The sequence below is a fragment of the Kitasatospora sp. NPDC054768 genome (assembly GCF_053612025.1).
Map to the genome: position 1 here is coordinate 19,456 of NZ_JBSHBN010000029.1, position 26,087 is coordinate 45,542.

The following is a 26,087-nucleotide window of genomic DNA, read 5'->3' on the forward strand; positions in this document are numbered from 1 at the left end:
CTGTTCTCCTACTGAGGTGGTCGGTCCGCTGACCCGCGGGCCGGAGGGATGTCCGGTTACGGGACGGACTACTTCTTGCCCGGCTTCTTCTTACCGGCGATCGCGCGACGCGGGCCCTTGCGGGTACGCGCGTTGGTGTGGGTGCGCTGGCCGCGGACCGGCAGGCCACGGCGGTGACGCAGACCCTCGTAGCAGCCGATCTCGACCTTGCGGCGGATGTCGGCGGCCACCTCACGGCGGAGGTCACCCTCGACCGTGTAGTTGGCGTCGATGTACTGACCCAGCTTGACCAGGTCGTCCTCGGTGATGTCGCGGACGCGGACGTCCGGGTTCACACCGGTCTCGGCCAGGGTCTGCTGGGCGCGGGTACGGCCGATGCCGTACACGTAGGTGAGGGCGATCTCGATCCGCTTCTCACGGGGGAGATCAACGCCGGCGAGGCGTGCCATTCAAGGCTCCTGTGCTTTTTCAGAGGTCTTGCGTGCTGCCTACTCCGACACCTCACGGTGAGGGAGCCCCGGCCTCTGACCGGGGGTGGCAGTCCGTTCCGGACGGAACGGATCGGGCAGCCCGCTTATGACGTTTTCGCGTCGCGCGAAGTACTACGAGAAATGCTGGGGAGAGATCAGCCCTGGCGCTGCTTGTGGCGCAGGTTGTCGCAGATCACCATGACCCGGCCGTGACGGCGGATCACCTTGCACTTGTCGCAGATCTTCTTGACGCTCGGCTTGACCTTCATGTTCAGGTTCTCCGGGTCTAGATCTGACGTTCTTACTTGTAGCGGTAGACGATCCGCCCGCGCGTGAGGTCGTAGGGGCTGAGCTCCACGACGACCCGGTCGTCCGGCAGGATGCGGATGTAGTGCATGCGCATCTTGCCACTGATGTGCGCGAGGACCTTGTGACCGTTCTGCAGCTCGACCTTGAACATCGCGTTCGGCAGAGACTCGATCACGGTGCCCTCGATCTCAATGGCGCCTTGCTTCTTAGCCATGAACTGCGAGATCCACCTTCCGGGACCGGCTACCGTATGCGGAACGCTCGTGCGAACCTGGGTTCACCCCTCCCCCGGGGGGAAGAGGGCGCGCTGAAGCACGCTACGAGTGAGCCGACGGTCCATCCTACGCCAGCGCGCCCGACGGACCAAAACGGGGGCCCCGGAAAGCGGTCACCGTCACACCCGTCGCGTCAGGCCTTGGCGAGGACCACCAGCGGCTCGACGTGGGCGGTGCAGGCCGAGCAGCGGCGGGCGGCCTCGGGGATCTCGGTCAGGCACTCGGGGCAGGGACGCTTCGGCGTCTTCGGCTTCTTCGGCATGTAGCGCGCGGTCGCCTTGGTGATCGGCAGCACCACGCAGAAGTACAGCACCGCGGCGGTCATGAAGAACGCGATCAGCACGTTGAGGAACTGCCCGTACGGGAAGGTCACCCCCGCGATGTGCGCCTTGTACGAGCTGAAGTCGCCGGCCGCACCGACCACCACGCCCACCAGTGGGGTGAGGAAGGCGGACACGAAGCCGGTCACCACCGCGGTGAACGCGGCACCGATGACCACACCGACCGCCATGTCGACGACGTTGCCGCGCATCATGAAGTCGCGGAATCCCTTGAGCACGTACTCTCTCCTGCTCGCTCGTGAGCCACTACAGACCCTGCCAGCCGATAAAAATAGGACAAAAGCCCTGGAGGTCCAAACCTCCAGGGCTCTGATCCCTTGTCAGCAGCGGCAGTTGGGCGCCGTGGCGACTACGCGAGGGGGTCCGGAGCTGCGGTGATGCCCAGCTTGGCCAGCTCGGCCCGGCCGCCGTCGAAGGCGGTCAGCACCAGCGGGCCCTGCTCGGTGACGGCCACCGAGTGCTCCCAGTGCGAGGCCCAGGTGCCGTCGTTGGTGACGACCGTCCACTCGTCGTCCAGCACGGTGGTGTGCGGGGTGCCGAGCGAGACCATCGGCTCGATCGCGAGCACGGTGCCGGGGACCAGCTTCGGGCCCTTGCCGCGGCCGCGCTCGACGTAGTTCAGCACGTGCGGCTCCATGTGCATCGCGGTGCCGATGCCGTGACCGCCGTAGCCCTCGGTGATGCCCCACTTGCCCTTCGGCGGCAGCGGCTGGCGACGGATGAAGCCCTCGATCGCCTTGGAGACGTCCACCAGGCGGTTGTTCTTCTTCATCTGGGCGATGCCGGCCCACATCGAGCCCTCGGTGACCCGGCTCAGCATCTCGACCTCCGGGCGGACCTCGCCGACCGCCACCGTGATGGCCGAGTCGCCGTGCCAGCCGTCCAGGATGGCGCCGCAGTCGATCGAGATGACGTCACCCTCCTGGAGCACCCGCTCGCCGGGGATGCCGTGCACCACCTCGTTGTTCACCGAGGCGCAGATCACGCCCGGGAACCAGAGCCCGCCGTGGTGGGCCCGGAAGTTCGAGGTGGCACCGTGGCCGGTGATGACCTTGTCCGCGACGTCGTTGAGCTCCTGGGTGGTCACCCCGGGGACGACCGCCTCGCGACAGGCCTTCAGGGCCTCGGCGACGACCAGCCCGGCCGCTCGCATCTTCGCGATCTGCTCGGGGGTCTTGATCTCCACCATCTGGTCACGCCTTCCAAGTCCGGATTACCACTGCTACCACCGTACGACGCCGAAACGGCCGGGCCACCCGCGAGGGGCGGGCGACCCGGCCGTACCGTCGTACGTTCGCCGAGAGACTCAGCTGTCCTGCTTCAGCGCCTCGATGGCGCGGGTGGTGACCTCGTCCACCTTGCCGAGGGCCGGGATGGTCACCAGCAGCCCCTGCTCCTTGTAGTAGCCGATGATCGGCTCGGTCTCCGTGTGGTAGACCTCCAGGCGGGTGCGCACCGCTGCCTCGGTGTCGTCCGAGCGCTGGTAGAGCTCGCCACCGCACTCGTCGCAGACACCCTCCTCCTTCGGGGGGTTGTACGCGACGTGGAACACGTGGCTGCCGTTCTTGCGGCACAGGCGACGGCCCGCGATCCGCTTGACGACCTCGTCCTCGGGGACCTCCAGGTCCAGGACGCCGTCCAGCTTGATGCCCTTCTCGGCGAGAAACTCGTCGAGAGCCTCGGCCTGGCCCAGGTTGCGGGGGAAGCCGTCGAGCAGGAAGCCGTTCTCGGCGTCCGCCTGGAGCATGCGGTCCTTGGCCATCCCGATGGTGACCTCGTCCGGCACCAGGCGGCCGGCGTCCATGTAGCCCTTGGCCTCGAGCCCCAGCGGGGTGCCCTGGCCGATGTTGGCACGGAACAGGTCGCCGGTGGAGATGTGCGGGATGGACAGGGTCTTGGCGAGCAGGTGCGCCTGAGTACCCTTCCCGGCCCCGGGAGGACCAACGAGGACGATACGCATCAGCGGAGGAACCCTTCGTAATTGCGCTGCTGGAGCTGGCTCTCGATCTGCTTCACAGTTTCGAGTCCGACGCCGACGACGATGAGCACGCTGGTGCCGCCGAACGGGAAGTTGGTCTGCTGTCCGAAGGCGACCAGGGCGATCATCGGGATCAACGCGATCAGGCCCAGGTAGAGCGAACCCGGCCACGTGATACGGGTCAGCACGTAGTTCAGGTACTCGGCCGTCGGTCGGCCGGCCCGGATACCCGGGATGAACCCACCATACTTCTTCATGTTGTCGGCAACTTCTTCGGGGTTGAAGGAGATGGCGACGTAGAAGAACGCGAAGAAGACGATCAGCAGGAAGTAGGTGGCCATGTAGATCGGGTGGTCACCCTTGACGAAGTTCGTCCGGATCCACGTGGCCCAGCCTGCCTGGCTGTTGGTCAGCTGGACCACCAGGGCGGGGATGTACAGCAGCGACGAGGCGAAGATGACCGGGATGACACCGGCCTGGTTCACCTTGAGCGGGATGTAGGTCGAGGTCCCGCCGAACGCGCGGCGCCCGATCATCCGCTTCGCGTACTGGACCGGGATCCGGCGCTGGGCCTGCTCGACGAAGATGACCAGCATCACGACGATGACGCCGACCGCGACCACGGAGAGGAACTCGACCCAGCCGCCGCCGATGGTGCCGGACTGCTTGATCGCCCACATCGAGGACGGGAACTGGGCCGCGATCGAGGTGAAGATCAGCAGCGACATGCCGTTGCCGATGCCGCGGTCGGTGATCAGCTCGCCGAGCCACATGATGACCGTCGTGCCGGCGGTCATGGTGAGCACCATGACGGCGATCCGGAACACGCCGGTGTCCGGGACGATCTGGTTGGCCAGCGGGCAGCCGGAGAACAGCGCACCGCTGGAGGCCGTCGCCACGATGCCGGTGCCCTGGAGCACGGCGAGCGCGATGGTCAGGTAGCGGGTGTACTGGGTGATCTTGGCCTGGCCGGCCTGTCCCTCCTTCTTCAGCATCTCCAGTCGCGGGATCACGACGGTGAGGAGCTGGAGGATGATGCTCGCCGTGATGTACGGCATGATGCCGAGGGCGAAGATCGTCAGCTGGAGGAGCGCGCCACCGCTGAACAGGTTGACGAGTCCGAAGAGGCCGCTGTTCTTGGTCTCCTTCACGCACTCGTTCACGGCCGTGAAGCTCACGCCCGGGATCGGGATGTGCGAGCCCAGGCGGAACAGCACCATGATGCCCAGCGTGAACAGCAGCTTCTTGCGCAGGTCGGGCGTCTGGAACGCCCGCGCGAACGCACTGAGCACGGTGCCTCCTGCGCCTCCCGCGCGTCGTCGGCGGGAGGGTCGGTCCTGAATGGGGAGTTTGGCGGTTCGGGCTCCCGTACAGACGGCACAGGCGAGCCTACGCGCAGCCTACAAGGGAACTCCACGGACTCTAACAGTGCGCAGCCACTCGGAAGAAGCGCGTACCACCCCTCCCCCACTCATGGGGTACGGGATGCCCGGGTTTGCCACACAAAAGAACGAGCGCCGTCCGGCCGGATATCCCCGGGAACGGCGCGAGCCCCGCACCTCCCGGAGGAGGTGCGGGGCTCGAAGCCGGTTGTCAGCGGGCTCAGACGAGCTCGGTGACCGTACCGCCGGCGGCGGTGATCTTCTCGGCGGCCGAGCCGGAGACGGCGTCGACCGTCACCTGCAGGGCAACCGAGATCTCGCCGGTGCCGAGCACCTTGACGAGGGAGTTCTTGCGAACCGCGCCCTTGGCGACCAGGTCCTCGACCGTGACCTCTCCACCCTGCGGGTAGAGCTCGGCCAGCTTGTCGAGGTTGACGACCTGGAAGGTGATCTTGAACGGGTTCTTGAAACCCTTCAGCTTCGGCAGGCGCATGTGGAGCGGCATCTGGCCACCCTCGAAGCGCTGCGGAACCTGGTAGCGGGCCTTCGTGCCCTTGGTACCACGACCAGCGGTCTTACCCTTGGAGCCCTCACCACGACCCACGCGGATCTTGTCGGTCTTGGCACCCGGGGCGGGACGCAGGTTGTGGATCTTGATCGGGTTGTCGCCCATGATCAGTCCACCTCCTCAACCGTCACCAGGTGACGGACCGTGTGGGCCATCCCGCGAATCTCGGGACGGTCCTCCTTGACCACCACGTCGTGCATGCGCTTGAGACCAAGCGAACGCAGGGTGTCACGGTGGTTCTGCTTGCTGCCGATGTACGACTTGGTCTGCGTGATCTTCAGGCGAGCCATCAGGCGCTCACCCCAGCAGCACGCGCCCGCAGCAGAGCGGCGGGGGCCACGTCCTCCAGCGGCAGACCACGACGGGCGGCGATCTCCTCGGGGCGCACGAGGCCCTTCAGAGCGGCCACGGTGGCGTGCACGATGTTGATCGCGTTGTCCGAGCCGAGCGACTTCGACAGGATGTCGTGGATGCCGGCGCACTCCAGGACGGCGCGCACCGGACCACCGGCGATAACACCGGTACCGGGGGCGGCGGGCTTCAGCAGCACGACGCCGGCGGCCTTCTCACCCTGGATCGGGTGCGGGATGGTGCCCTGGATACGGGGGACCTTGAAGAAGTTCTTCTTGGCCTCCTCAACACCCTTGGCGATGGCGGCCGGAACCTCCTTCGCCTTGCCGTAACCGACACCCACGGTGCCGTCACCGTCGCCCACCACGACCAGCGCGGTGAAGCTGAAGCGACGACCACCCTTGACAACCTTGGCGACACGGTTGATCGCGACGACGCGCTCGACGTAAGCGGTCTTCTCGACGGCGGGGGCGTTGCCCCGGTCGTCACGCTTACGGTCGCGCCGCTCGCCACCGCCGGTGCCACCGCCGGCGCCGCTACCGCGGCGCTGGGGTCCAGCCATTGGAATTACCTCTCTCGTTTACGTCCGTCGACAGAGTCGACGAGCGGCTTAGAAGTCGAGCCCGGCCTCGCGGGCCGCGTCCGCCAGGGCGGCGATGCGGCCGGCGTACCGGTTGCCCGCGCGGTCGAAGACGACCGACTCGATGCCGGCGGCCTTGGCGCGCTCGGCGACCAGGCTCCCGACCTTCTTGGCCAGCTCGGTCTTGTCGCCCTCGGCGCCCTTGATGGACACGTCGAGGGTGGACGCCGACGCCAGGGTGTGACCCTTGGCGTCGTCGATGACCTGGGCGACCATGTGACGGTTCGAGCGCGTCACGACGAGGCGCGGACGCACCTCGGTGCCGACGACGCGCTTGCGAACGCGGATCGCGCGGCGCTTGCGAGCGGCGCTCTTGTAGGCGTTGCCCTTGCCGATCTTGACAGAGACACTCATCGCTTACTTACCACTCTTTCCGACCTTGCGGCGGATGACCTCGCCCGCGTACTTGACACCCTTGGCCTTGTACGGGTCCGGCTTGCGCAGCTTGCGGATCTTCGCGGCGACCTCGCCGACCTTCTGCTTGTCGATGCCGTCCACGTGGAACTTGGTGGCCGACTCGACGACGAAGGAGATGCCCTCGGGCGCCTCGACGAGGATCGGGTGGCTGTAGCCCAGCTGGAACTCCATGTCGGAGCCCTTCGCCAGAACTCGGTAGCCGACACCGCTGATCTCCAGCGACTTGCGGTAGCCCGCGGTCACGCCGGTGATCATGTTCGCCACCAGCGTGCGGGTCAGGCCGTGCAGGGCCTTCGACTGACGCTCGTCGTTGGGGCGGGTGACAGCCAGAATGCCGTCCTCGCCCTTGCCGATCTCGATCGGCGCGGCGACGACGTGGGTGAGGGAGCCCTTCGGGCCCTTCACCGAGACCGTCTGGCCATCGATGGTGACGTCCACGCCAGCGGGGACCTGGATGGGCAGCCGTCCAATGCGCGACATTGCTGTACCTCCGTTTCCCGAATTACCAGACGTAGGCGAGAACTTCTCCGCCTACGCCCTTCTTGGCGGCCTGCTTGTCGGTCAGGAGGCCGGAGGACGTGGAGATGATCGCCACGCCCAGGCCGCCGAGAACCTTCGGCAGGTTGGTGGACTTTGCGTAAACACGCAGACCCGGCTTGCTGATGCGCTTGATGCCGGCAATGGAGCGCTCACGGTTGGGGCCGAACTTGAGCTCGATGGTCAGCTTCTTGCCGACCTCGCCCTCGACGGGCTCCTCAACCTTGTAGGAGGAGATGTACCCCTCCTGCTGCAGGATCTCGGCGACGTGCGCCTTGATCTTGCTGGCCGGCATCGCCACGGTGTCGTGGTACGCCGAGTTCGCGTTACGCAGACGCGTGAGCATGTCTGCGATGGGGTCGGTCATGGTCATGATGGCCTCAGGCCTCTCTCGCCGCGGTTTCTCCGCGCCAGGTCCCCCTTACGCACTCTTCCGAGTTCGTCAGGGGCACAAGCGCAGGGGACCTGCGACGTCGTAAGACTGGGTGCGAGCCCTCCCTTGAGAGGGCCACGGACGTCCATGGGGAAGCCGTGGCAGGGGGCCCGACCCCACTACCTTACGGGAATCCGTACGGCAGGCCCAAAACGGGCCGGTGTGGGATCGGGCACCTCTGCTTCGCTGTGTGCCTAAAGCGCCCTGATTACCAGGAGCTCTTGGTCACGCCCGGCAGCTCGCCGCGGTGCGCCATCTCACGGAGGCAGACACGGCACAGGCCGAACTTGCGGTACACCGAGTGCGGACGGCCGCAGCGCTGGCACCGGGTGTAGGCCCGGACGCCGAACTTCGGCTTCCGCTCGGCCTTCGCGATGAGGGACTTCTTCGCCATTGGCTCACGCCTCCTTGAACGGGAAGCCCAGAGCGCGCAGGAGCGCCCGGCCCTCGTCGTCGGTCTGAGCGGTGGTCACGACGGTGATGTCCATACCGCGCTGACGGTCGACCTTGTCCTGGTCGATCTCGTGGAACATAACCTGCTCGGTCAGACCGAAGGTGTAGTTGCCACGGCCGTCGAACTGCTTCGGGGAGAGGCCGCGGAAGTCACGGATTCGCGGCAGGGCCAGCGAAACCAGACGGTCCAGGAACTCCCACATGCGGTCACCGCGGAGGGTGACGTGCGTGCCGATCGGCTGGCCCTCGCGCAGCTTGAACTGCGCGATGGACTTGCGAGCCTTGGTCACGGCCGGCTTCTGACCGGTGATCGCGGTCAGGTCGCGGATCGCGCCCTCGATCAGCTTGCTGTCACGGGCGGCCTCGCCGACACCCATGTTGACGACGACCTTGACCAGGCCGGGCGTCAGCATGACGTTCTCGTACGAGAACTGCTCCTGCAGCTGACCCTTGATCTCGGAGTTGTAACGCTCCTTGAGACGGGGGGTCACCTTCTCAACAGTCGTCTCAGACATCAGATGTCCTCACCGGTTCGCTTGGCAACGCGGATCTTGTTGCCCTCGTCATCGAAGCGGTAGCCAACGCGGGTGACGACCTTCTTGCCGTCCTTCTCCACGACCAGCTGGACGTTGGAGACGTGCACCGGGGCCTCGACGGTGACAATGCCACCCTGAGTGCCCGGGCCCGGCTTGGTGTGCTTCTTGACCCGGTTCACACCCTCGACCAGGACCTTGTTCTCGGCGGGCATGGCCTGGATGACCTTGCCCTGCTTGCCGCGGTCCTTGCCGGTGATGACCTGAACCAGGTCACCCTTCTTGATCTTCATGCTGTTCGCCATGAGTTAGAGCACCTCCGGCGCAAGCGAGATGATCTTCATGAACTTCTTGTCACGCAGCTCGCGGCCCACCGGGCCGAAGATGCGGGTGCCACGGGGGTCACCATCGGTGTTCTTCAGAACAACCGCGGCGTTCTCGTCGAAGCGGATGTACGAGCCATCCGGACGACGACGCGACTTCACGGTACGGACGACGACGCACTTGACGACGTCACCCTTCTTCACCGAACCGCCGGGGATCGCGTCCTTGACGGTCGCGACGATGACGTCCCCGATACCGGCGTAGCGACGACCGGAGCCACCGAGAACGCGGATGCAAAGGATTTCCTTCGCGCCCGTGTTGTCGGCGACACGCAGTCGCGACTCCTGCTGGATCACAGCTTTCTCCTGATCGTCAACGAGAGCTGACGGGCCGGCCGCTGCTCACACCGGCGTCCCGCAGGGACCCGCTGCACATACGGCCGTACCACATCGGCTTCGTTACTTGGCCTTCTCGAGGATCTCGACGACGCGCCAGCGCTTCGTCGCGGACAGCGGGCGGGTCTCCGCGAGGAGGACCCGGTCGCCGATGCCGCAGGCGTTCGCCTCGTCGTGCGCCTTCAGCTTGTTCGTACGGCGGATGACCTTGCCGTACAGAGCGTGCTTGACGCGGTCCTCGACGGCGACGACGACGGTCTTGTCCATCTTGTCGCTGACGACGAGACCCTCACGGGTCTTGCGGAAACCGCGCGTCTCGTTGGTGTTCTCAGTCATCAGGCGTTCTCCACCGTCTCGATGCCCAGCTCGCGCTCGCGCATCAGGGTGTAGATCCGCGCGATGTCCTTGCGGACGAGCTTCAGCCGTCCGTGGTTGTCGAGCTGCCCGGTCGCCGCCTGGAAGCGGAGGTTGAACAGCTCCTCCTTGGCCTCACGGAGCTTGGCAACGAGACCCTCGTTGTCCAGCTCGCGGAGGTCAGCAGCCTTGGTGCCGGCCGACATCAGCTCTCACCTGCCTCGCGCCGGATGATCCGGCACTTCATCGGGAGCTTGTGAGCTGCGCGGGTCAGCGCCTCACGAGCCACCTTCTCGTTGGGGTACGACAGCTCGAACATGACCCGACCCGGGTGCACGTTCGCGATCCACCACTCGGGCGAACCCTTACCGGAACCCATGCGGGTCTCGGCCGGCTTCTTGGTGAGCGGACGGTCCGGGTAGATGTTGATCCAGACCTTGCCGCCACGCTTGATGTGACGGGTGACGGCGATACGAGCGGACTCGATCTGCCGGTTCGTCACGTAGGCCGGGGTGACTGCCTGGATGCCGTACTCGCCGAACGCGAGCTCGGTGCCACCCTTGGCAGCGCCACGGCGCTTGGGGTGGTGCTGCTTGCGGTGCTTGACCCGACGGGGGATCAGCATTGGGGTCAGGCCTCCGTTCCGGTGTTCTCGGCAGCCGGAGCCTCGGCGGCCGCGGCCGCGGGGGCCTCGGCAGCGGCGGGGCGACGGCCACGGCCACCGCGCTCGCCACCACGGCGGTCGCCACCGCGGGCGGGACGACCACCCTCGGGACGGGCCGGGCGGTTGCCCGAGCGGGCAGCGGCGTTCTCAGCGCGGACCTCGGCGATGTTCTTGACGTCGCCCTTGTAGATCCAGACCTTCACGCCGATGCGGCCGAAGGTGGTCTTGGCCTCGAAGAAGCCGTAGTCGACGTTCGCACGCAGGGTGTGCAGCGGCACGCGACCCTCGCGGTAGAACTCCGAACGGCTCATCTCGGCGCCGCCGAGACGACCGGAGCACTGGACCTTGATGCCCTTGGCGCCGGACTTCATGGTGCCCTGCATCGACTTGCGCATGGCACGGCGGAAGGAGACGCGCGAGGACAGCTGCTCCGCGACGCCCTGAGCCACGAGCTGGGCGTCCAGCTCGGGGTTCTTGACCTCGAGGATGTTCAGCTGGACCTGCTTGCCGGTCAGCTTCTCGAGGTCGCCGCGGATGCGGTCGGCCTCGGTGCCACGGCGACCGATGACGATGCCGGGGCGGGCGGTGTGGATGTCGACGCGGACGCGGTCGCGGGTGCGCTCGATCTCAACCTTCGAGATGCCGGCGCGCTCCATGCCCTTCGTCATCATGCGACGAATGGCAACGTCTTCCTTGACGTAGTCCTTGTACAGCTTGTCGGCGTACCAGCGGGACTTGAAGTCCGTGCTGATGCCGAGGCGGAACCCGTGCGGGTTAACCTTCTGGCCCATTACCGGGTCCCTTCCTTGCTGCTGACGACCACGGTGATGTGGCTGGTCCGCTTGCGGATCCGGTAGGCGCGGCCCTGGGCACGCGGGCGGAACCGCTTCAGGGTCGGACCCTCGTCAACGTACGCCTCGCTGATGACGAGGTCGTCCACGTTGGAGTGGTTGTAGTTGTGCGCGGCGTTGGCAATGGCGCTGTCGAGCACCTTGCCGACCGGCACGGTGGCGGCCTGCGGAGCGAAACGCAGGACGGCCTGGGCCTCCGTGGCCGGCAGGCCACGGATGAGGTCCACCACGCGGCGGGCCTTCATGGGCGTGACGCGGATGTACCGCGCCTGGGCCCTGGCTTCCATGGTTGTCCCCTTAATGGAGTAAGTCATTGAGTCGTTCTGGCGGTGAAGCTCAGGCGACTAGCGACGCTTCGACTTGCGGTCGTCCTTGACGTGGCCGCGGAAGGTGCGGGTCGGAGCGAACTCGCCCAGCTTGTGGCCGACCATCGACTCGGTGACGAACACCGGGACGTGCTTGCGACCATCGTGAACCGCGATCGTGTGGCCGAGCATGGCCGGGAAGATCACGGAGCGACGGGACCAGGTCTTGATGACGTTCTGGGTACCCGCCTCGTTCTGCGCGTCCACCTTCTTGAGAAGGTGGCCGTCGATGAAGGGGCCCTTCTTGAGACTGCGCGGCATCTGACCTGCTCCTAGCGCTTCTTGTTGGTCTTGCGGCGGCGCACGATGAGAGCGTCCGACGCCTTCTTCGGGCGACGGGTACGACCCTCCTTCTGGCCCCACGGCGAGACCGGGTGGCGACCACCGGAGGTCTTACCCTCACCACCACCGTGCGGGTGGTCGATCGGGTTCATGGCCACACCACGCACGGTCGGGCGAACGCCCTTCCAGCGCATACGGCCGGCCTTGCCCCAGTTGATGTTCGACTGCTCGGCGTTGCCGACCTCGCCGACGGTCGCGCGGCAGCGCGCGTCCACCAGGCGGATCTCGCCGGAGGGCATGCGCAGGTGCGCCATCTTGCCCTCACGCGCCAGCAGCTGGATGCCGGAGCCGGCGGAGCGGGCCAGCTTGGCACCGCCACCGGGACGCAGCTCCACCGCGTGGATGGTGGTACCGACCGGGATGTTGCGCAGCGGCAGGTTGTTGCCCGGCTTGATGTCGGCGCCAGCGCCGTTCTCGATCCGGTCACCCTGCGCGATGCCGCGCGGCGCGATGATGTAGCGCTTCTCGCCGTCCGCGTAGTGCAGGAGCGCGATGCGCGCGGTGCGGTTCGGGTCGTACTCGATGTGCGCGACCTTGGCCGGCACGCCGTCCTTGTCGTGACGACGGAAGTCGATCACGCGGTAGGCGCGCTTGTGACCGCCACCCTGGTGGCGAACGGTGATCCGACCGGCGTTGTTACGGCCGCCCTTGCTGTGCAGGGGGCGAACCAGCGACTTCTCCGGCGTGGACCGCGTGATCTCTACGAAGTCGGCCACGCTGGAGCCACGACGGCCCGGCGTAGTCGGCTTGTACTTGCGGATGCCCATTTGGCTCTCTCGTCCTCGTCCTTATCGACGATCACGATCTCCGTTAGGAGACCGGACCACCGAAGATGTCGATGCGGTTGCCCTCGGCCAGCGTCACGATGGCGCGCTTGGTGTCCTTGCGCTTGCCAAAGCCCGTCTTGGAGCGCTTGCGCTTGCCCTGACGGTTGATCGTGTTGACAGCCTCGACCTTGACCGAGAAGACCGCCTCGACGGCCTGCTTGATCTGGGTCTTGTTGGCGCCCGGCGACACGATGAACGTGTACTTGTTCTCGTCGAGAAGGCTGTAGCTCTTCTCGGAGATGACCGGCTTCACCAGGACGTCACGGGGGTCCGTGAACGTCTTGCTCGTAACGTCGCTCATCAGGCGGCGCTCCCTTCGAGCTCGCCCTCAGCGGCAACGGCCTTGGCGGACGCGGCCGGACCGGCCACGAAACGCTCGAAGGCGGCCTGGGTGAAGACCACATCGTCGGAGACGAGCACGTCGTAGGTGTTCAGCTGACCGGCGTCCAGGATGTGCACGTGCGGCAGGTTACGAGCGGACTTCAGGCCCAGCTCGTCCTCGCGCTCGACGACCAGGAGGACGTTCTTGCGCTCGGTGATCTTGCCGAACAGGCCCTTGGCGGCCTTGGTCGACGGCACCTCGGCCGCGACCACGTCGGTGACGACGTGGATGCGGTTGTGGCGGGCCCGGTCGGTGAGCGCACCGCGCAGAGCGGCGGCGATCATCTTCTTCGGGGTCCGCTGCGAGTAGTCGCGCGGCACGGGACCGTGCACGACGCCACCGCCGGCGAACTGCGGCGCACGGGTCGAGCCCTGACGGGCGCGGCCGGTGCCCTTCTGGCGGTACGGCTTCTTGCCGCCGCCGCGGACCTCGCCACGAGTCTTGGTCTTGTGGGTGCCCTGACGGGCCGCAGCGAGCTGCGCCACGACGACCTGGTGCATCAGCGGAACGCTGACCTTCGCGTCGAAGATCTCGGCCGGCAGCTCGAGGCTGCCGGTCTTGTCACCCGAGGGCGACAGGATGTCAATGGTGCTCATATCCTTCACAGCCCCTTCGCCGCGGTGCGGACGAGGACGAGGCCGCCGTTCGGGCCCGGGATCGCACCCTTGATCAGGAGCAGACCCTTCTCCGCGTCAACCGCGTGCACGGTCAGGTTCTGGGTGGTCACACGCTCGTGACCCATCCGGCCGGCCATCTTCAGGCCCTTGAACACGCGGCCCGGGGTGGCGCAGCCACCGATGGAACCGGGCGAACGGTGCTTGCGCTGCACGCCGTGACCGGCGCCGAGGCCCCGGAAGTTGTGGCGCTTCATGACACCGGCGAAGCCCTTGCCCTTGGAGGTGCCGGTCACGTCGACCTTGACACCCGCCTCGAACAGCTCGGCGGTGATCTCCTGGCCCAGGGTGTACTCGGACGCGTCCGAGGTACGCAGCTCGACCAGGTGGCGGCGCGGGGTGACACCGGCCTTGGCGAAGTGACCCGCGAGGGGCTTGTTCACCTTGCGGGGGTCGATCTCGCCGAAGCCGATCTGGACGGCGTCGTAGCCGGCCGGGCTGTCGGCGGTGTGGACCTGGGTCACGACATTGGGCCCAGCCTTGACGACGGTCACCGGGACGACCCGGTTGTTCTCGTCCCAGACCTGGGTCATGCCGAGCTTCTCGCCCAGGATGCCCTTAATCTGCTTAGCCATCTTCGGTGCGCCTCTCAGAGCTTGATCTCGATGTCGACGCCGGCCGGCAGGTCGAGACGCATGAGCGAGTCAACCGTCTTCGGCGTGGGGTCGAGGATGTCGATCAGACGCTTGTGAGTACGCATCTCGAAGTGCTCGCGCGAGTCCTTGTACTTGTGCGGCGAGCGGATGACGCAGTACACGTTCTTCTCAGTGGGCAGCGGCACCGGGCCCGCGACCTGCGCACCAGTACGGATCACCGTCTCGACGATCTTCTTCGCCGAAGAGTCGATGACCTCGTGGTCGTAGGCCTTGAGCCGGATGCGGATCTTCTGTCCCGCCATGGCTACTCAGTAGTCCTTTGTCCTTAGTCACTGCACGACAACCCTCCGACCCCCGCGCTCGGGCGTGTCGCACTCGCGCTTGCAAAAAACCAACGAATCACTTCGTCGGTTTAGAACTTTCGGGGTTGGGGGCACCGGGTCGAGGCCCCGCTCACGCTTCCCGGAAGATTCCCGTACTTTCGCCCCGCAGCTGCCGTGGCGTAGAACTCACGCTTGACGGCCATCACGGGAACGACGAGTACATGGGACTCGCTTCCAGTCCTCCCGGCGGGAGGCGCGCAGCATCGGCACTCAACCGAGCAACTTGGACATACTGCCACATGGAGCAGCCCGGATGCCAATCGGGGCCGGTGAGGCGCTCCTCACCGGCCCCGATGGGGTGAACGCCCTGGTCAGTCCTTGCGCCAGAGCACCCAGCCGCGGTCCTTGTTGTACGTCGCGACGTGCCAGCCGGGCTTCGGATTCGGCCAGCTGGCCTCCGGCGGGGCGTCCTTGCCGGTGGCCGCCAGGAACGCGGTGGCCTTCTCCGGCGGGGCGTTGCCGCCCTTGACGTTGTCCGTCCAGACCCGGCCCCAGTAGACCTCGTAGGCCATCGCCATCCGGGTGTCCCAGTCGAGGTCCCAGTCCAGGACCACGTTGTCGCCCTTGCGCAGGCCCGCCTCCTTGGCCACGCCGACCGCCTGGTACTTGCGGAACTTGGCGTGCGGCTCGGAGACGTTGTCGGTGATGGCGATCGTCGCGTAGGCCGCGAACAGCGTCAGGCAGGCCACCACCGCGGCGACCACCCGGCGCCCACCGGCCACCCGCAGCAGCAGGCAGGCGGCCAGCACCGCCAGCGCGCCGAAGCTCGTCCGGATCATGTGCAGGCCGTCCCAGGTCGAGGCCAGGAACATCGCGTCCGGCACCGTCCACGGGCTGACCCAGAGCTTGAGCGCGGCACCCGCGTACGCGCCGACCGACACCTGGATGACACCGATCACCACCGTGCCGACCAGCGCCATCCACAGCAGCGCACGGACCCCGGCCCGGAACAGCGCGGTCAGGCCGACCACCAGGAAGAGCGGCACCAGCACCGCGCAGTACCGGGCGTACACCCAGTTGTCGGTCCGGTCGTTGTCCGCCAGGCCGGCCGCCGAGGCCAGCGCGGTGCCGAACAGCATGGCCACCATGGTGAAGGCCACCACCCGCTCGGCCACCGAGTACCGGCGCCGGAACACCACCACCACGCACAGCACGAGGGCGATCGCCCCGAAGCCGTACGTGGAGGTCATGAAGTACCACAGCTGCCCGAACGTGCGGGCGACGATCGTGCCGATGTACGTGCTGTCCTCAAGGTTCTCGAAGACCTTGTTGCCGACGTCGCTCGGCGGCACGTCCTTGAACTGGCTCTCGACGAAGCCGGCCAGCAGCTTGGCGCCCAGGTACGACACCCCGAGCGCGCCGACGCCGGCCAGCGAGGCGAGCCGCGGCGCCCAGCCGAGGACCAGCACCACGACCAGCACCAGCGCCGTCAGCGCCACGACCACGCCGCCCCGGTCGTGGGTGGCCATCGTGTAGCCGGCCGCCAGGCCCATCCCCGCCGCGTACAGCGCGCGGCGGCGCGCCGTGCCGGGCGAGAGCCAGCCGTGCATCGCGAGCACCCAGGCCAGCAGGAGCACCGGCAGCACGGTGTCCGACATGACGAACTGGGAGTAGAAGACCACCGGCGGCACCAGCGCCACGGCGGTGCCCACCAGGTACGCCTGCGGCCGGGACAGGCCCAGCCGGCGCGCCGCCACCACGGCCAGCGGGAACACCAGCGCGTTGAGCACCGCGTTGATGCCCATCACCAGGTGGTACGCGGTGGCCGGGTTGTCGGCGATCCGCAGCGCCGGCGAGATCAGCAGCGGGTAACCGCCCGGGATCACCACGCCGACCGGCATCTCGGTGGTCGGCCGGCCGGCCAGCACCCGCGCTATCACCAGGTACGAGTCCTCGTCGGCGTGCACCGACGGGAAGTAGTTGTGGATCGACAGCACCAGGCGGAACGCCACCTGCGCGCCGTACCCGAGCAGCAGGGCCGCCGGCCAGAACCAGCGGTGGGCGGCGAGCGCCCGCAGCCGGACCGGCACGACCGGGGCCGGGGTGCCGGACGCGCTCCCGTCGCCGCCCTCACCCCGGCGAGGCCCGTCGGACGTGTGGGCAGAGTCGATCAGCGGCTGCACCGAGACACTTCCCTACTTGTATGAGTTGACGATCTCGTCATGGCCGGTTCCGGACGGTGCGCCACGGGTCCTGCCACCACGCGTCGAAGCGCATCGGCAGTGTGCCACGCGGTGATCGGCCGGAGCCAACGCACTCCTCGCCCCTGGACGACAACGACCCGCCCGGGAACGGTGGTTCAGCCCGCGCTGATCCCCCGACCGAGGTGCTGGCAGAATCGCGGTGTCCGGCCACCGAAACCACACACCGCCCCCGCGTCCACGTGCTGCGGGAAGCAGAAGGACCGAACAGTGACGACGAGCGTCCAGCCCGCCCCCGCCTCGGGCAGGCATCAGGGCATACCGCCCAGCCAGAGGAGACGGGCAGCCGCTCTTCGCCTCCCCGCTGTCCTCTGGGCCGCGGAGATCCTGACCGCGGCCACGGCGGCGCTGTTCATGACCGGTCTGGCATGGACCGTCCACCTGAACCCCATGTCGAGGATCGGCCAGGTCAGCGGCCTCGCCGCGCTCCAGCTCCGGCTCCTGCTGCTCGTCGGCCTCGTCGTCCTGGTCCTGGTGCCGGCGATGCGCCGCTGGGCGGACCTCCCGGTGCGGTTCGCCGCCGCCGCGGTCGCGGGCCTGTCCTCGGGCGTCCTGGCCGCCGGCATCTCGCTCGCGCTGCGCGACACCAACTGGCCGCTGTACGCCCAGCACGGCGACTCCGGCAGCCTCCAGGCCTGGGTCGGCGCCCTGATGGACGGCAAGTCCCTCGACGGCGCCTACCCGCCGCTGTTCCCGCACATCGTCGCCTTCATCGCCGAGCACCTCACCCACGGCCAGGTGGGCTACGCGCTCAAGCTCGCCGACCTGGCGTTCACCGCGCTGCTGGGCCCGCTCGCCTACCTGTCCTGGCGCCTGCTGCTGCCCCCGCTCTGGGCGCTCGGGATCGGCGTCACCGCCGCCCTGCCGATGGCGCAGCCGTACAAGCCGTACACCACCTTCGTGCTCGTCGCCTTCCTCCCCGTGGTGGCGAAGCTGATGCAGCTCCTCCAGCGCGCCCCGGACCTCCCGCGCCGCACCGCCGCCGTCCGCGGCGCCGTGCTCGGCCTCGGGATCGGGCTGCTGTTCCTCCTCTACTCCGGCTGGTTCGTGTGGTCCGCGGCCGGAGTGGTGGTGCTCACCCTGGTGCTGCTGCTGCGCGCCCGCCGCAGCGGCGGTACCCCCGGTCTGCTCAACGCCCTGTGCGCGATCGGCGCCGCCGCCGGGGTCTTCCTGGTCGTCGCCGGCCTCTACCTGGTCCGGCTGCTCGGGTCCGCCGGCAGCACCGTCGACCGCTACTGCTACTTCGACACCTACACCGAGCCCACCTACTTCGCGATGTGGCGCGACGACCTCCCCGGCACCGACGGCCAGAGCACCTGGCCGGTCCCCGGCGAGATCGGCGGGGTCGGCCTCTTCACGATCCTCCTGCTGGTCGGCCTGGGCGTGGCGCTGGCCCTCGGGATCGGCCGGGCCACCGTGCTGACCGCCGCCGCGTGCACGGCGAGCGCCCTGCTGATGCGCTACTGGTACGCCTCCCACATGGAGCGCGACCAGGCCGTCATGCTCTACCCGCGCACCAGCGCACAGTTGCTCTACTGCCTGCTGGTCCTCGTCGGGCTGGCGTGCTACCTGATCGTCCGCCGCCGCCAGGGCGCCCCGGCGGCTCCCACCGCCGAGACGGCCGCGGAGACCGGACGCCGGCTCCCGCTGCGCCTCAACCCGCGCGGCGTGGCCATCGGCGCCATCTGCTCGCTGGGCCTGCTCTTCGGCATGGCCGGCTCCGCCACCGCCAGCAAGTACATGCCCGACCCGCACTGGGGCCCGGGCGCGCTGGCCTGGATCGCGCAGAGCACCGCCGACACCAAGGGGCACTGCTCGCGCTACGCGCCCAACGGCCGGTGCGACCAGCCGACGGACATCAGCAACCTGCTGGAGCCGGTGCCCGACACCGGGAAGCTCGCGTGCCCGAAGGTCAACCCGTACCCGCCGCGGCAGCCCGACCCGCTCGGTCCCTCGGGCGCGCCCTGGTAACCCGTGGCGAGGCGCCCGCGAACGGCACTGGGCCGGTAGTCCGAGTTCGGACTACCGGCCCAGTGCCGTATCAGGACCTACGAGCGGTCAGTGCCGCTCTCCGCCGGTCAGCGCGTGGCGGACCAGGACCTTGGCGCCGTCCCGCTGGCCGCGCTTCAGCGCGCCCGGCAGCATGGTCAGCGCGTGCAGCCGGGAGGCGCTGCGGAACCGGGCCGCACGGGCGGCCTTCGGCCAGCCGCGGGCGTCCATCCGCTCGGCCACCGCGTTGAAGTACCGCTCCGCCTCGGTGAACCGGGTGCCGGAGAAGGCCTGCACCGAGGACTCGCTGACGGCGTGCCGGCGGTACTGGAAGACGACGGTGGTGTTGTCCACCATCATCTGCTCGCCGCGCTCCAGCAGGTCGACGACCAGGGCCAGGTCCTGGATCACCGAGTACTCGTCACGGAAGTTGACCGCGCGCAGCGCCTCGCCCCGCCAGCAGATCGACGGGAAGTAGAGCCAGTTGCCGCGCAGCACGCTCGCGGCCAGCTCCTCGCCGCCCATCAGCCGCCGGCCCTTGACGGTCGGCGCGTAGATCTTCTCCTTGACGTTGTCCGCCAGGCCGGAACGGCTGACCTCGCCGTTGCCGTCGATGACCTCGACGCCCGGCTGCACCATGCCCAGGTCCGGGTTGGCCTTGAGGATCGACCGGACGGTCTCCAGGTAGTGCGGGTGCAGCAGGTCGTCGCAGCCCATGATGACCACGTGGTCGGCCTTGGACAGCTCCACGCACTTCTGGAAGTTCTTGGTGATGCCGAGGTTCTGCTCGTTGCGCAGGTAGCCCACCCGGTCGTCGCCGAGCGTGGCGAACCAGCCCGGGACGTCCGGCTCCTTGCCGTCGTCGATGACCGTCAGCCGGAAGTCCGGGTCGGTCTGCGCGAGGATGCTCCGCACGGCGGCCTGCATCAGCGCCACGTCGCCGTAGTACGGCAGCATGAACTCGAAGGTCGCCACGGGCTCAGACCTTGCTGCGGTCGACCGGCGCCGAGACCGGCAGGTCCAGGTCGAAGCGCTCCTCGTTCAGGCGGGCGCCCTCGTTGATCGCCACGGTGCGCGCCAGATCGGTGAGCTTCTTCTCCAGAGAGCGGAAGCGCAGGAAGGTGTTCAGGGTCAGGAAGCCCATGCCCAGCACCATCACGTACAGCACCAGGTCGGTGCCGCGGCCGACGCCGAGCTGGTGGGCCAGCCAGGTCACGTCGGTGGGGCGCAGCACCGCGTAGATGTTCACGATCACGAAGACCGAGAACGCGATGCGCTTCCAGGCGCGGGTGTTGGCACGGTCCCAACGCCGGATGAACATGAAGGCGAGAGTGACCGAGCCGAGAATGAGAACCAGCTGGATCCAGAAGAATTTCATCGGCGGCTACGCTCCCGCAGCGAGATGTCGAAGATGATGTTGACGCCGTTGATCAGGGACTGACCCTTGGCGCGTGAGTAGTCGGTGTACAGGATGTCCACCGGGAGCTCGGCGACCCGGAGGTCCGAGCCGGCGAGGAAGCTGACGATCTCCGACGCGTGTGCCATGCCGTTCATGGTGATCCGCAGCCGGCCGGCGGCCTCGCGGTTCAGCACCCGCAGGCCGTTGTGGGAGTCGGTCAGCTTGAGCTTGCGAGCGGTCGGGCTGACGGTCGCCGCGGTGCGCAGGACGACCCGCTTGATCCACGGCACCTGCCCGTTCTGCTCGATGAAGCGCGAGCCGAGGACCACGTCCGTGTCGCCCTCCCGCAGCAGGGCGACCATCTTCTCGACGTCGGCGGTCTGGTGCTGACCGTCCGCGTCGAAGGTGGCGAAGTACTTGGCGCCCGGCTGGGCCAGGGCGTAGGCCAGGCCGGTCTGGAGGGCGGCACCCTGACCGAGGTTGACCGGGTGGCGCACCAGGTGCGCGCCCGTCTCCATGATGTGCTTGGCCGAGTCGTCGCCGCTGCCGTCATCGACCACCACGATGTTCGGGAACGTCTTTCGCGCCCCCTCCACAACGTCGGCGATCACCTGGCCCTCGTTGTAGGCCGGGATCACCAGCCAAACATCGTCGTACTGGGACACGGAGGCTCCATGAATGGGGTCTGGCCCGCGCTGCTGCGCGGCGATCTGAAGATGAGGGGCGGACACGGTCATTCACCGGCCGTCCGGCTGCTCAGCACCGCGGCGTTCGGGTCCCCCGGCTGCTGGACGAGGCCGGCGGAATTCGTCGCCGAACGGGCGAAACTCTGCCTCAGCACCGCCAGCATACCGAGGACGGTGGCCACGGAACCCGCCGTGTACGCAAGGATCACGCGGGTGGACACCTCGCCCGGCAGGAAGGTCACCCCGGCGAGGACCGCGGTGCCGAGCGCCCAGCAGAGCAGCTGAAGGTTGTGCCGCTTGAATACCATCAACGCCTGGCCGAGCACCATCGCGAACATGTACGCCACGGTTCCGGCGGACAACCAGAAGAAGTCGAGGCAGCCGAGCACCGGCTTGGCGCCGAACAGCACCTGGATCAGCCACGGGCCGAGGGCGACCGCCGGGATCCCGCCGAGCACGCCGAGCGCGCCCACCACGACGCCGATCTTCTTGAGCATCCCGGTGAAGGCCGCCCGGTCCCCGACCGCGATCGCGGCGGAGAGGCCGTTCAGCAGCGAGGCCTGGAGCGAACCGAAGACGAACAGCGGCACCCGGGCCAGCACCAGCGCGTTGAGCAGAGCGGCGATCAGCGCGGAGTCCGAGGGCGCGAGCAGCTTGGTGCTCACCACGGCCGCGTTCACCACGACCTGCGAGAGCAGCGTCGAGCAGATCAGCAGGCCCAGCCCGGAGCAGAGTTCGGACCAGCCGACCTGCTCGCCGGGCTTCACCGCGCGCAGCAGCGGCGGCAGCGTGAGGATCGTGGCGAGGATCGGCGCGACGGCCAGGATCAGGCTGAACGCGAACGCCGAGTGCACCCCGGCCACGCCGCAGGCGAAGGCCAGGCCGATCCGCAGGCCGCCGTCCAGGCCCAGCTGGGTGCCGTACGCGCCGAAGCGGCCGAGGCCGGCCAGGACGCCACGGGTGAGGTAGCAGACGGCCATGCCGGTGAAGGCCCCGCCGAGCGCCAGCACCAGCGAGCGGTCGCCGTGGAACATCGACCGGGCGATCGGGCCGGAGGCGGCGCCGAGGACGATCAGGGTCGCCCCGAGGATCCCGCCGGTGAGCAGGGCCGCCCGGCGCAGGACCGGCGCGGCACCGTGACCGAGCGCCGCGCGCGCCGCGACGATCCGGGTGAGCTCCTGCTCGATCGGGAAGAAGACGCCGATGCCGACGGACATCACGATCGTCCACAGCAGCGAGACGTTCGCCATGTCGTCGACGGACAGGCTGTGGCCCGCCACCCCGAGGTGGATGTAGTTGGCGGCACCCAGGACGACGGTGCCGCCGGCCACCGCCAGGGTTCCCGGCGGTAGCGCGGCAGCCACCTTCGTCAGTGCGTTCTTCACTGAGGTCTGTCGCTCTCGGTGGTCCGGGCCGTTGCGGCCAGTTCGGCGAAGACGGGCCGGGACAGCGCCTCGGCCAGCATGGCCCGCCACTCGGGCAGCGGCGCCAGCCCGGCGGCGGCCCAGCGGTCGTGGGCCAGCACGCTGAAGGCGGGGCGGGCGGCCGGGCGGACGAAGGCCTCCGACGTGGTCGGGCGGATCCGCTCCCGGTCCAGCCCGCTCAGCGCGTAGGTCTCGCCGGCCAGTCCGCACCAGGTGGTGCGGCCGCTCGCGGTGCCGTGGTAGACCCCGGCCGGGGCCTGCCCGGCGAGCGCGGCCCGGCCGAGCTCGACCAGGCGGCCGGCCAGCGCGTACGACCAGGTCGGCTGGCCGTGCTGGTCGTCCACCACGTCCAGGGTGTCCCGCTGGGCGGCGAGCTTGAGCATGGTGGCCACGAAGTTCGGGCCGTGCTCGCCGTACAGCCAGGCGGTGCGCACGATGTAGCCGTGCTCGGGGAGCAGTTCGGCGACCGCCTGCTCCCCCACCAGCTTGCTGCGGCCGTACGCGTTCACCGGAGCGGTCGGGGCGTCCTCCGGGCAGGGCTCGGTGGCGTCGCCCGGCAGGACGTAGTCGGTGGAGACGTGCAGCAGCCGCGCGCCGGTCCTGGCGCAGGCCGCGGCCAGGTGGCGCACGCCGGTGCCGTTGACGGCGGTGGCGGCTGCCTCCTCGGTCTCCGCACCGTCGACGTTCGTCCACGCGGCGCAGTTGACCACGATGTCGTGGCCCTCGACGGCGGCCAGGACGGCCGCCGCGTCGGTGATGTCGAGGTCCGCCCGGCGCAGCGCGGTGATCTCGGCGGTCCCGTCGGCGCCCAGCACCGACAGCAGGTCCTGCCCGAGCATCCCGGCCGCGCCGGTGACCAGCCAGCGCACGGGCGCGGCGGCGTTCGCGGTCACTTGGCCAGGGCCGCCTTCTGCTTCAGCGGCTCCCACCAGGCGCGGTTCTCGCGGTACCAGGCGATGGTCGCGGCGAGGCCGTCCTCGAAGCGGACCTGCGGCTCGTAGCCGAGCTCCTCGCGGATCTTGCTGATGTCGATGGAGTAGCGGAGGTCGTGGCCCTTGCGGTCCGCGACGTGCTCGACCATGTCCCAGCCGGCGCCGGCGGCCTCCAGCAGCAGGCCGGTCAGCTCCTTGTTGGTCGCCTCGGTGCCGCCGCCGATGTTGTAGACCTCGCCCGCGCGGCCGCCGCGCATGACCAGCTCGATGCCCCGGCAGTGGTCCGAGACGTGCAGCCAGTCGCGGACGTTGCCACCGTCGCCGTACAGCGGCACCTTCTTGCCGTCGATCAGGTTGGTGGTGAACAGCGGGATGACCTTCTCCGGGAACTGGTAGTGCCCGTAGTTGTTGGAGCAGCGGGTCACCACGACGTCCATGCCGTGGGTGCGGTGGTAGGCCAGCGCCAGCAGGTCGGAGGAGGCCTTGGAGGCCGAGTACGGGGAGTTCGGCTCGAGCGGCCAGGTCTCGGTCCAGGAGCCCTCGTTGATCGAGCCGTACACCTCGTCGGTGGAGATGTGGACGAAGCGGCCGACGCCGTGCTTGCGGGCCGCGTCGAGCAGCACCTGGGTGCCGACGACGTTGGTCAGCACGAACGGGCCCGCGCCGGCGATCGAACGGTCCACGTGGGACTCGGCGGCGAAGTGCACCACCACGTCGTGTCCAGGCATGACCTGGTCGACGGCGTCCGCGTCGCAGATGTCGCCCTGGACGAAGGTGTAGCCCTTGTGGTCGGCCACCGGAGCGAGGTTCTCCAGGACGCCCGAGTAGGTGAGCTTGTCAAAGACCGTGATCCGGGCATTCTCGTCAGCCCCGAGGAGCTGACGGACGAACTCCGAACCGATGAATCCGGCGCCGCCGGTCACGAGGATGCGCATAATGCGCGTAGTCTACCGCCGCCCGAACGCCCTCCCGACCCGGCCCCTCCCGCGTTCACCGATCTCGAATAGGGTGCACCCATGCGTGGAATCCTCCTGGCCGGCGGCACCGGCTCGCGGCTGTGGCCCCTGACCCGTGCGGTGTCGAAGCAGCTCCTCCCGGTCTTCGACAAGCCGATGATCTACTACCCCCTCTCGACCCTGGTGATGGCCGGGATAAGCGAAATCCTGATCATCACCACCCCGAACGACCGGGACCAGTTCGAACGACTGCTGGGCGACGGTTCCCAGTTCGGCCTGAAGCTCCAGTACGCCGTCCAGGAGAAGCCCGAGGGCATCGCCCAGGCCTTCGTGCTCGGCGCGGACTTCATCGGCGACGAGCCGGTGGCCCTGATCCTCGGCGACAACATCTTCCACGGCACCGGCCTGGGCACCGCGCTCACCGAGCACTCCGACATCAAGGGCGGCCGGGTCTTCGCGTACCCCGTGGCCGACCCGACCGCGTACGGCGTGGTCGAGTTCGACGGGACCGGCCAGGTCATCTCCATCGAGGAGAAGCCGACCGAGCCCAAGTCCCGTTACGCCGTCCCCGGCCTGTACTTCTACGACAACCGGGTCGTCGAGATCGCCCGCACGCTGGAGCCGAGCGCCCGCGGCGAGCTGGAGATCACCGCCGTCAACGACGCCTACCTGCGCACCGGCGACCTGCACGTGACGATCCTCGACCGCGGCACCGCCTGGCTGGACACCGGCACGTTCGTGTCGATGGTCCAGGCCTCGGAGTTCGTCCGGGTCATCGAGGAGCGCCAGGGCTTCAAGATCGGCTGCATCGAGGAGGCCGTCTGGCGGGCCGGGCTGATCGACGACGTCCAGCTGCGCGAGCTCGCCGAGCCGCTGCTGAAGAGCGGCTACGGCCAGTACCTGGTGGGCCTGCTCGAAGAGGCGGCCGCCAAGTGAAGTTCCGTGAGCTCTCCATCGAGGGCGCCTTCGAGATCACCCCTCAGGTGCACGGCGACGCCCGCGGCCACTTCACCGAGTGGTACCGCTTCGACCGCCTCGCCGAGGTCGTCGGCCACCCGCTGAACCTGGCCCAGGCCAACCTGTCGCTCTCCGCCAAGGACGTCGTCCGCGGCATCCACTTCGCCGACGTCCCGCCCGGCCAGGCCAAGTACGTGGCCTGCACCCGCGGCGCGGTGCTGGACGTCATCGTCGACCTGCGGGTCGGCTCGCCGAACTTCGGCAAGTGGGAGTTCGTCCGGCTGGACGACACCGAGCGCAAGGCCGTCTACATCCCGGAGGGCCTCGGCCACGGCTTCTGCGCCCTCACCGACGACGCCACGCTGACCTACCTCTGCTCGGCGACGTACAACCCGACCGGCGAGCACGGCGTGCACCCGCTGGACCCGGATCTCGGCATCGAGTGGCCGACCGACGCCCCGCAGCTCTCGGCCCGCGACGCGGTGGCGCCCTCCCTCGCGGAGGCGCTCGCCGACGGCCTGCTGCCGGACTACCAGGCCTGCAAGGCCTACACGGACTCGCTGAAGCAGCAGTAGCGCAGCCCGGCCCACACGGAGGGGGGGGGGGGCCCCGCCCCCGCCCCCCCCCCGGGGGGGGGCCCCCCCCCCGCGCCCGGGGGGCCGCCGGCCCCCCCCCAGGGCCGCCCCCAACCCCCCCCCC

Annotated in this window: 38 protein-coding genes; 3 read left to right on the forward strand and 35 right to left on the reverse strand. The window is 68.5% G+C overall.

Features of this window, described 5'->3' with window-relative positions; translation table 11 throughout:
* Positions 1-68 precede the first annotated feature (68 nt).
* The 29 genes from rpsM to ACWGKU_RS11910 form a co-directional block, all read right to left on the reverse strand.
* Complete coding sequence (gene rpsM / locus ACWGKU_RS11770) at positions 69-449, reverse strand: 30S ribosomal protein S13 (protein ID WP_350511311.1); 381 nt, start codon at positions 447-449, stop codon at positions 69-71.
* A gap of 176 nt (positions 450-625) precedes the next feature.
* Positions 626-739 carry a 50S ribosomal protein L36 gene (rpmJ, locus tag ACWGKU_RS11775; RefSeq protein ID WP_003956441.1) on the reverse strand — a complete coding sequence of 38 codons (114 nt, stop codon included), beginning with the start codon at positions 737-739 and terminating at the stop codon, positions 626-628.
* Positions 740-771: 32 nt separating this feature from the next.
* Positions 772-993 carry a translation initiation factor IF-1 gene (gene infA, locus ACWGKU_RS11780; protein ID WP_003956442.1) on the reverse strand — a complete coding sequence of 74 codons (222 nt, stop codon included), beginning with the start codon at positions 991-993 and terminating at the stop codon, positions 772-774.
* 194 nt (positions 994-1,187) lie between these two features.
* Positions 1,188-1,613: a large conductance mechanosensitive channel protein MscL gene (mscL, locus tag ACWGKU_RS11785; protein ID WP_401046061.1), complete on the reverse strand. Its 426-nt coding sequence runs from the start codon at positions 1,611-1,613 to the stop codon at positions 1,188-1,190.
* Between the two features lie 131 nt (positions 1,614-1,744).
* Complete coding sequence (gene map / locus ACWGKU_RS11790) at positions 1,745-2,584, reverse strand: type I methionyl aminopeptidase (RefSeq protein ID WP_401046064.1); 840 nt, start codon at positions 2,582-2,584, stop codon at positions 1,745-1,747.
* A 117-nt stretch (positions 2,585-2,701) separates the two neighbouring features.
* Positions 2,702-3,355, reverse strand: coding sequence for an adenylate kinase (locus ACWGKU_RS11795; protein WP_401046066.1), 654 nt, complete (start codon positions 3,353-3,355; stop codon positions 2,702-2,704).
* Entirely contained in the window at positions 3,355-4,665 is a 1,311-nt protein-coding gene (gene secY, locus ACWGKU_RS11800) for a preprotein translocase subunit SecY (RefSeq protein ID WP_359820423.1), read from the reverse strand. Before secY ends, ACWGKU_RS11795 begins: the two co-directional genes overlap by 1 nt.
* A 310-nt stretch (positions 4,666-4,975) precedes the next feature.
* Complete coding sequence (gene rplO / locus ACWGKU_RS11805; RefSeq protein ID WP_255752515.1) at positions 4,976-5,428, reverse strand: 50S ribosomal protein L15; 453 nt, start codon at positions 5,426-5,428, stop codon at positions 4,976-4,978.
* Between the two features lie 2 nt (positions 5,429-5,430).
* Positions 5,431-5,613 carry a 50S ribosomal protein L30 gene (gene rpmD / locus ACWGKU_RS11810; protein ID WP_030055835.1) on the reverse strand — a complete coding sequence of 61 codons (183 nt, stop codon included), beginning with the start codon at positions 5,611-5,613 and terminating at the stop codon, positions 5,431-5,433.
* Positions 5,613-6,236: a 30S ribosomal protein S5 gene (gene rpsE / locus ACWGKU_RS11815; protein ID WP_030055834.1), complete on the reverse strand. Its 624-nt coding sequence runs from the start codon at positions 6,234-6,236 to the stop codon at positions 5,613-5,615. Before rpsE ends, rpmD begins: the two co-directional genes overlap by 1 nt.
* Positions 6,237-6,284: 48 nt before the next feature.
* On the reverse strand, positions 6,285-6,668 hold the full coding sequence (rplR, locus tag ACWGKU_RS11820; RefSeq protein WP_030280785.1) for a 50S ribosomal protein L18: 384 nt from the start codon (positions 6,666-6,668) through the stop codon (positions 6,285-6,287).
* 3 nt (positions 6,669-6,671) lie between these two features.
* Complete coding sequence (rplF, locus tag ACWGKU_RS11825) at positions 6,672-7,211, reverse strand: 50S ribosomal protein L6 (RefSeq protein WP_030393304.1); 540 nt, start codon at positions 7,209-7,211, stop codon at positions 6,672-6,674.
* Positions 7,212-7,233: 22 nt separating this feature from the next.
* Entirely contained in the window at positions 7,234-7,641 is a 408-nt protein-coding gene (gene rpsH / locus ACWGKU_RS11830) for a 30S ribosomal protein S8 (protein ID WP_033824224.1), read from the reverse strand.
* A gap of 268 nt (positions 7,642-7,909) precedes the next feature.
* On the reverse strand, positions 7,910-8,095 hold the full coding sequence (locus tag ACWGKU_RS11835) for a type Z 30S ribosomal protein S14 (protein ID WP_030393303.1): 186 nt from the start codon (positions 8,093-8,095) through the stop codon (positions 7,910-7,912).
* A gap of 4 nt (positions 8,096-8,099) precedes the next feature.
* Positions 8,100-8,669, reverse strand: coding sequence for a 50S ribosomal protein L5 (gene rplE / locus ACWGKU_RS11840; RefSeq protein ID WP_030393302.1), 570 nt, complete (start codon positions 8,667-8,669; stop codon positions 8,100-8,102).
* Positions 8,669-8,980 carry a 50S ribosomal protein L24 gene (rplX, locus tag ACWGKU_RS11845; protein WP_030055828.1) on the reverse strand — a complete coding sequence of 104 codons (312 nt, stop codon included), beginning with the start codon at positions 8,978-8,980 and terminating at the stop codon, positions 8,669-8,671. Before rplX ends, rplE begins: the two co-directional genes overlap by 1 nt.
* 15 nt (positions 8,981-8,995) lie before the next feature.
* Positions 8,996-9,367, reverse strand: coding sequence for a 50S ribosomal protein L14 (gene rplN / locus ACWGKU_RS11850; protein WP_030393301.1), 372 nt, complete (start codon positions 9,365-9,367; stop codon positions 8,996-8,998).
* 102 nt (positions 9,368-9,469) lie between these two features.
* Positions 9,470-9,742: a 30S ribosomal protein S17 gene (gene rpsQ / locus ACWGKU_RS11855; protein ID WP_030055826.1), complete on the reverse strand. Its 273-nt coding sequence runs from the start codon at positions 9,740-9,742 to the stop codon at positions 9,470-9,472.
* Positions 9,742-9,966 (reverse strand): 50S ribosomal protein L29, encoded by a 225-nt coding sequence (gene rpmC, locus ACWGKU_RS11860; protein WP_063348970.1) that lies wholly within the window; start codon positions 9,964-9,966, stop codon positions 9,742-9,744. The genes rpsQ and rpmC overlap by 1 nt, the downstream gene beginning before the upstream one ends.
* On the reverse strand, positions 9,966-10,385 hold the full coding sequence (rplP, locus tag ACWGKU_RS11865; protein WP_030055824.1) for a 50S ribosomal protein L16: 420 nt from the start codon (positions 10,383-10,385) through the stop codon (positions 9,966-9,968). Before rplP ends, rpmC begins: the two co-directional genes overlap by 1 nt.
* A gap of 5 nt (positions 10,386-10,390) precedes the next feature.
* Entirely contained in the window at positions 10,391-11,215 is an 825-nt protein-coding gene (gene rpsC, locus ACWGKU_RS11870) for a 30S ribosomal protein S3 (RefSeq protein WP_359820416.1), read from the reverse strand.
* Positions 11,215-11,562 carry a 50S ribosomal protein L22 gene (gene rplV, locus ACWGKU_RS11875; RefSeq protein ID WP_030055822.1) on the reverse strand — a complete coding sequence of 116 codons (348 nt, stop codon included), beginning with the start codon at positions 11,560-11,562 and terminating at the stop codon, positions 11,215-11,217. The genes rpsC and rplV overlap by 1 nt, the downstream gene beginning before the upstream one ends.
* Positions 11,563-11,619: 57 nt before the next feature.
* Positions 11,620-11,901, reverse strand: coding sequence for a 30S ribosomal protein S19 (gene rpsS, locus ACWGKU_RS11880; protein WP_030055821.1), 282 nt, complete (start codon positions 11,899-11,901; stop codon positions 11,620-11,622).
* Positions 11,902-11,912: 11 nt separating this feature from the next.
* Positions 11,913-12,749 (reverse strand): 50S ribosomal protein L2, encoded by an 837-nt coding sequence (rplB, locus tag ACWGKU_RS11885; RefSeq protein ID WP_320440637.1) that lies wholly within the window; start codon positions 12,747-12,749, stop codon positions 11,913-11,915.
* A 43-nt stretch (positions 12,750-12,792) separates the two neighbouring features.
* The gene (gene rplW / locus ACWGKU_RS11890) at positions 12,793-13,110 is read right to left on the reverse strand and encodes a 50S ribosomal protein L23 (RefSeq protein WP_030280768.1); all 318 of its coding nucleotides are present in this window, start codon (positions 13,108-13,110) and stop codon (positions 12,793-12,795) included.
* Positions 13,110-13,787, reverse strand: coding sequence for a 50S ribosomal protein L4 (gene rplD / locus ACWGKU_RS11895; protein ID WP_359897509.1), 678 nt, complete (start codon positions 13,785-13,787; stop codon positions 13,110-13,112). Before rplD ends, rplW begins: the two co-directional genes overlap by 1 nt.
* Before the next feature lie 5 nt (positions 13,788-13,792).
* Positions 13,793-14,440 (reverse strand): 50S ribosomal protein L3, encoded by a 648-nt coding sequence (gene rplC / locus ACWGKU_RS11900; protein ID WP_189916064.1) that lies wholly within the window; start codon positions 14,438-14,440, stop codon positions 13,793-13,795.
* Positions 14,441-14,454: 14 nt separating this feature from the next.
* A complete protein-coding gene (gene rpsJ, locus ACWGKU_RS11905) occupies positions 14,455-14,763 on the reverse strand; it encodes a 30S ribosomal protein S10 (RefSeq protein WP_012785157.1) in 309 nt (102 codons plus the stop codon).
* A gap of 392 nt (positions 14,764-15,155) precedes the next feature.
* On the reverse strand, positions 15,156-16,967 hold the full coding sequence (locus tag ACWGKU_RS11910) for a hypothetical protein (RefSeq protein WP_401044042.1): 1,812 nt from the start codon (positions 16,965-16,967) through the stop codon (positions 15,156-15,158).
* Positions 16,968-17,399: 432 nt separating this feature from the next.
* Between ACWGKU_RS11910 and ACWGKU_RS11915 the strand changes: the two genes are divergently transcribed.
* Positions 17,400-19,016 carry a hypothetical protein gene (locus ACWGKU_RS11915; RefSeq protein WP_452179452.1) on the forward strand — a complete coding sequence of 539 codons (1,617 nt, stop codon included), beginning with the start codon at positions 17,400-17,402 and terminating at the stop codon, positions 19,014-19,016.
* 87 nt (positions 19,017-19,103) lie between these two features.
* On the opposite strand, the gene ACWGKU_RS11920 is transcribed toward ACWGKU_RS11915, so the two are convergent.
* The 6 genes from ACWGKU_RS11920 to rfbB form a co-directional block, all read right to left on the reverse strand.
* Positions 19,104-20,009 (reverse strand): glycosyltransferase family 2 protein, encoded by a 906-nt coding sequence (locus ACWGKU_RS11920; protein ID WP_359897513.1) that lies wholly within the window; start codon positions 20,007-20,009, stop codon positions 19,104-19,106.
* Between the two features lie 4 nt (positions 20,010-20,013).
* Positions 20,014-20,412, reverse strand: coding sequence for a DUF2304 domain-containing protein (locus ACWGKU_RS11925; RefSeq protein ID WP_401044046.1), 399 nt, complete (start codon positions 20,410-20,412; stop codon positions 20,014-20,016).
* Positions 20,409-21,098 (reverse strand): glycosyltransferase family 2 protein, encoded by a 690-nt coding sequence (locus ACWGKU_RS11930; protein WP_359897515.1) that lies wholly within the window; start codon positions 21,096-21,098, stop codon positions 20,409-20,411. Before ACWGKU_RS11930 ends, ACWGKU_RS11925 begins: the two co-directional genes overlap by 4 nt.
* A 68-nt stretch (positions 21,099-21,166) precedes the next feature.
* Positions 21,167-22,483, reverse strand: a complete 1,317-nt coding sequence (locus ACWGKU_RS11935; RefSeq protein ID WP_452179451.1) for a lipopolysaccharide biosynthesis protein — start codon at positions 22,481-22,483, stop codon at positions 21,167-21,169.
* 17 nt (positions 22,484-22,500) lie between these two features.
* On the reverse strand, positions 22,501-23,436 hold the full coding sequence (rfbD, locus tag ACWGKU_RS11940; protein ID WP_452179450.1) for a dTDP-4-dehydrorhamnose reductase: 936 nt from the start codon (positions 23,434-23,436) through the stop codon (positions 22,501-22,503).
* The gene (rfbB, locus tag ACWGKU_RS11945; protein WP_359897517.1) at positions 23,433-24,410 is read right to left on the reverse strand and encodes a dTDP-glucose 4,6-dehydratase; all 978 of its coding nucleotides are present in this window, start codon (positions 24,408-24,410) and stop codon (positions 23,433-23,435) included. The genes rfbD and rfbB overlap by 4 nt, the downstream gene beginning before the upstream one ends.
* Before the next feature lie 81 nt (positions 24,411-24,491).
* On the opposite strand from rfbB, the gene rfbA reads away from it, so the two are divergent.
* Positions 24,492-25,367 carry a glucose-1-phosphate thymidylyltransferase RfbA gene (gene rfbA / locus ACWGKU_RS11950; RefSeq protein WP_452179449.1) on the forward strand — a complete coding sequence of 292 codons (876 nt, stop codon included), beginning with the start codon at positions 24,492-24,494 and terminating at the stop codon, positions 25,365-25,367.
* Positions 25,364-25,963: a dTDP-4-dehydrorhamnose 3,5-epimerase gene (rfbC, locus tag ACWGKU_RS11955; RefSeq protein WP_359897519.1), complete on the forward strand. Its 600-nt coding sequence runs from the start codon at positions 25,364-25,366 to the stop codon at positions 25,961-25,963. The genes rfbA and rfbC overlap by 4 nt, the downstream gene beginning before the upstream one ends.
* Positions 25,964-26,087: the final 124 nt, after the last annotated feature.